Source organism: Candidatus Thioglobus sp. (genome assembly GCF_029243085.1).
In the GTDB taxonomy this organism is placed as follows: Bacteria; Pseudomonadota; Gammaproteobacteria; order PS1; family Pseudothioglobaceae; genus Thioglobus_A.
Genome location: NZ_JAQWSS010000068.1, coordinates 1 through 4,166, shown reverse-complemented (window position 1 = coordinate 4,166; position 4,166 = coordinate 1). Strand labels below are relative to the sequence as shown.

The window sequence follows — 4,166 nt, the reverse complement described above, 5'->3', positions numbered from 1 at the left end:
GGATGCTTGATTTTTCCACCAACCACTCCTATCCAATTTGATCCTGAAGCTTGGATTGAGACCATTGACAAGCTAATGACACTCAAGCCAAAAAGTGCTTATTTGACGCATTTCAACCAAATTAAATTTACTCAACAGTCTGCCAACATGCTTAAACAGCATATCAATGGTTTTACTCAGATTGCTAATCGACACAAAGACGATAATAATCGACACAAAGTCATTAAAGAAGCGCTGCTTGCCTATCTATTAGAAATCGCTTATGAACATGGTGTCACCTTCGATAAAACGCAACAAATCAAATTGTTTAAGGGTGACTTGGAAATTTGCGCTCAGGGTCTAGGTGTTTGGCTTGATAGGCGTTAGTAATACGAACAACAATAATCCGTTACCTCTTTCACCTTTAATTTAAAACTTGAATCTTTTGGCACTTCAAATGATGTGCCTTTAGTGAACGTTTGCCAATCGCTTGCGCCAGGCAATAGTACATCCATCTCACCTGCTTGAATTTCCATAAGCTCATTGTCATCGGTACCAAATTCGTAATCACCTGGCATCATAATGCCTAAAGTTTTTTTCGAGCCATCAGCAAACTCTACTACACGTGAAGTTACCTTACCTTCAAAGTAAATATTTGCTGCTTTTACAACGGTTACATTTTCAAAACTTGACATAAATTTTTCCTTAATTAATTTGATCTAAAACATATTGTGTTAATAACGGCACTGGACGGCCAGTGGCACCCTTCTTCGCACCACTTACCCAAGCTGTACCAGCAATATCTAAATGCGCCCAACGGTAGTCTTTGGTATATCTTGACAAGAAGCAAGCGGCTGTTACTGTACCTGCTTCACGTCCACCAATATTACCCATGTCAGCAAAATTTGACTTCAACAACTCATCATATTCATCATCAAGTGGCAGTTGCCAGGCAGTATCCAAAGACGTCTTACCTGCGGTAAGAATATCATCAGCCAATTCTTGATCGTTTGCCATTAGGCCACAATGATGTTTGCCCAAAGCAACAATCACAGCGCCGGTTAAAGTTGCTGTATCAATCACTACTTCAGGGTTAAATTTTTCAACATAGGTTAACGCGTCACACAAAATCAAGCGTCCCTCTGCATCAGTATTTAAAATCTCAATGGTTTGACCTGACATACTGGTCACCACATCACCTGGCTTTGATGCATTATGTGCTGGCATATTTTCAACTGCTGGCACTACAATGGTTAAATTAATTTTGGGCTGAATTTGTGCAATGGCGCGCATAGCACCTAATACTGAAGCAGCGCCACACATGTCGTATTTCATTTCATCCATACCTGCACCTGGCTTAAGTGAAATACCACCACTATCAAACGTAACACCCTTACCAACCAAAACAATCGGCTTAGCATCGCCATTACCTCGATAACTTAAACTAATCAACTTTGGCGGCTCAATAGAGCCTTTGGAAACAGATAGTAAAGAACCCATACCAAGTGCTGCCATATCAGCCTCTTCTAATACCTCACACGCAAGATTAAACTCATCTGCCAAATCTTGCGCTGTTTGCGCCAAGTAAGTTGGCGTACAAATATTTGATGGCAGATCACCTAAATGGCGTGTTAATGACATGCCATTAGCAATCGCCTGCCCTTGTAGCAGTTCATGAGTATTGTCCTGGCTAGACTGAATAGCAATATTTTCAATAATCTCTACTTTTTCATCTACACCTACTTGTTGGATTCCGTAATTGGCATTTTGCAATACTCGCGCGGCCACTCTATGTGACCATTGCTCATCAAAGTCATTAATCTCGACTGCTTCGATCATGACACTCTTGGATTTGATTGTATTCAATACACTGCTTGCTGCAGTTAATGCTTTAATGTAGTTTTTTGCTGTATTAGGTGCTTTTCCTATACCCACTACAACTAATTGTTTAGCTTTAAATCCGCCCACCAAGTTAAGTAATAAAGTTGATCCAGGCTTAGATTCAAAGTTATTCAAATCAATTAACTGCTGAACATTATTATCATTAACAGTCGTGTCCAAATTAGTAAAAATAACTACACAGTCGCCATCAAAACTTTGAACGGTAGTGTCAATTAATGAAAATTCCATGCTATTTCCCAAGTAAAAAATATAATGCCGATATTCTACCTAAAAAGGTAAAATTTATTCATTTTTAAACCATCTTTTAATTATGATTAAATCTTTATTTTTAACAATTATTTTATTGTCTACTAGTGCATCCGCCGATAAAGACGATGTTATTCAAAACTTAAGCCGCTTTTTTGGCGAGATTGACAAAAAAGATATCACTGCTTCACCATTCGAAGGGGTTTATGAAGTAATCACCTACGATCCCATTGATTCGATGTTAGTATCTGAAAATGGCAAATACTTAATTCAGGGTGATGTGGTCAATTTAACCACTCGAAGCTTAATCGCCAAAAGCAACAAAGTTAAAAACCTTAAGCTTGCCATGATTAACAATATTAATGACAGTGACAAGATTATCTACCCGGCCAAAGATGAACAGTATCAAGTTCATGTGTTTACTGATGTAGACTGTCCGTTCTGTAAACGCTTACATAACAACATCTCTAGAATGAACGATCTGGGCATTACAGTTAAATATCTTGCCGCGCCATTAGCCTCGCTACATCCTAGAGCCCAAGGAAAAATGCAAAAAATTTGGTGTGCAGTTGATCGCAAGCAGGCCATGGATGACTATAATGATTTAGGTGTTATTGCAGACATCCCTAAGTGTGACAATCCTGTCACTAGCCAGTTGGCTATCTCTAAAAAATTGGGTGTCACCGGTACACCGGCCATCTTTTTATCTGATGGTACACACTTACCAGGCTATTTGCCCGCGGACAAACTGTTAAGAAAAATTCAAACAACACTTGGCTACTAACAACACAAGGTTAGTCGCCTTAGAGGCAATCTGCTCGGTTGTTCTGGAAAAAAAATCGCTATCTGCCTTTGTTTACCCACAGCAAGATGATGCTTTGGCTAAATCTTTGACATTCGGTACGATACGTTTTTATCATCAATTAAATGATATTGTCACCAATCTACTTGATCATTCTTTAGAAAAAGAAGATTTAGACATTCACTGTCTCATGCTTTTGGGTGCTTATCAAGTTTTATATTCCAAAGTTGCTATTCATGCCAGTATTTATGAAACGGTTGATGTGGCAAATTTGCTTGATAAATCCTGGGCTAAAGGCTTGGTTAATGCCATACTTAGGCAAATTGACCGAGATAAAGATATACTCCTAAACCAAATTCACTACTCTCACCCAACTTGGATGGTTAAAAAAATCAAGCAAAATTACCCTGATAATTTTGAGCAGATTTTCAAACAGAATAACATTCAAGCGCCAATGACCATTCGTGTCCATCCGAAATGTTCGACTGTTAATTACCAGCAACAATTATCCGAAGTGGGCGTTGCCAGTCAAACACTTAATATTTCGCCTCAGGCTCTAGTGCTAGACAATCCAATTAGCGTTTATGACTTACCTGATTTTGAAATCGGATCATGTTATGTTCAAGATGGATCGGCTCAATTGGCGGCACACTTGCTAGCACCAAATGACCAGGATCGCGTGCTTGACGCTTGTAGTGCGCCTGGAGGGAAAACCACACATTTACATGAACTAGCGCCCAATGCAGCGATAATGGCTATCGATAGCGACTTAGAGCGCTTAGAGCGCATTAAACAAAACGCACAAAGATTTTCAATCAATAATATAGAAATTATCCAAGGCAATGCCCAGCAACAAGACTGGTGGGATGGTCAATTGTTTGACAAAATTCTACTGGACGCCCCCTGCTCAGCCACTGGCGTTATTCGCAGACATCCTGACATTAAACTTCTGAGAAAACCTAAAGATATCGTTAACCTGGTTAAACTTCAAGCGCAAATACTAGCCAATCTTTGGCAAATGCTAAAACCCGGTGGTACGCTACTATATGCCACCTGTTCGATTTTAAAAGCTGAAAATGAAGGGCAAATTATTCATTTTTTAGAATTGCATCAAGACGCTGAAGAAATCAAGATTGATCTAGATTGGGGTATTGAGTCTACCATTGGCAAACAGCAATTACCCAATCATGAATTTGATGGCTTTTACTATGCCAAAATCAGAAAACAACCCTACGAT

General features: G+C 39.2%; 4 protein-coding genes and 1 pseudogene. 3 read left to right on the top strand and 2 right to left on the bottom strand.

Annotation, left to right across the window (positions count from 1 at the left end):
* A pseudogene (locus tag P8M52_RS03770) lies at nt 1-366 on the top strand (MBL fold metallo-hydrolase); the annotation flags it as partial.
* Here P8M52_RS03770 and P8M52_RS03765 read toward each other — a convergent pair.
* Nucleotides 363-674 (bottom strand): pyrimidine/purine nucleoside phosphorylase, encoded by a 312-nt coding sequence (locus tag P8M52_RS03765; protein ID WP_300307539.1) that lies wholly within the window; start codon nt 672-674, stop codon nt 363-365. The pseudogene P8M52_RS03770 and the gene P8M52_RS03765 overlap by 4 nt on opposite strands.
* Before the next feature lie 10 nt (nt 675-684).
* Entirely contained in the window at nt 685-2,109 is a 1,425-nt protein-coding gene (locus P8M52_RS03760; RefSeq protein WP_300307537.1) for a leucyl aminopeptidase, read from the bottom strand.
* A gap of 82 nt (nt 2,110-2,191) precedes the next feature.
* Here P8M52_RS03760 and P8M52_RS03755 point away from each other — a divergent pair, with 82 nt between their 5' ends.
* Together P8M52_RS03755 and rsmB are read left to right on the top strand one after the other, a co-directional pair.
* Nucleotides 2,192-2,911 (top strand): DsbC family protein, encoded by a 720-nt coding sequence (locus P8M52_RS03755; protein ID WP_300307534.1) that lies wholly within the window; start codon nt 2,192-2,194, stop codon nt 2,909-2,911.
* Nucleotides 2,901-4,166, top strand: a 1,266-nt coding sequence (gene rsmB, locus P8M52_RS03750; RefSeq protein WP_300307531.1) for a 16S rRNA (cytosine(967)-C(5))-methyltransferase RsmB, incomplete at its 3' end; no start/stop codon positions are given. The genes P8M52_RS03755 and rsmB, both read left to right, overlap by 11 nt.

Excerpts from the sequence above, each read along its gene's own strand:
- P8M52_RS03765 (WP_300307539.1), bottom strand. The coding sequence starts at position 674 with ATGTCAAGTTTTGAAAATGTAACCGTTGTAAAAGCAGCAAATATTTAC.
- P8M52_RS03760 (WP_300307537.1), bottom strand. The coding sequence starts at position 2,109 with ATGGAATTTTCATTAATTGACACTACCGTTCAAAGTTTTGATGGCGAC.
- P8M52_RS03755 (WP_300307534.1), top strand. The coding sequence starts at position 2,192 with ATGATTAAATCTTTATTTTTAACAATTATTTTATTGTCTACTAGTGCA.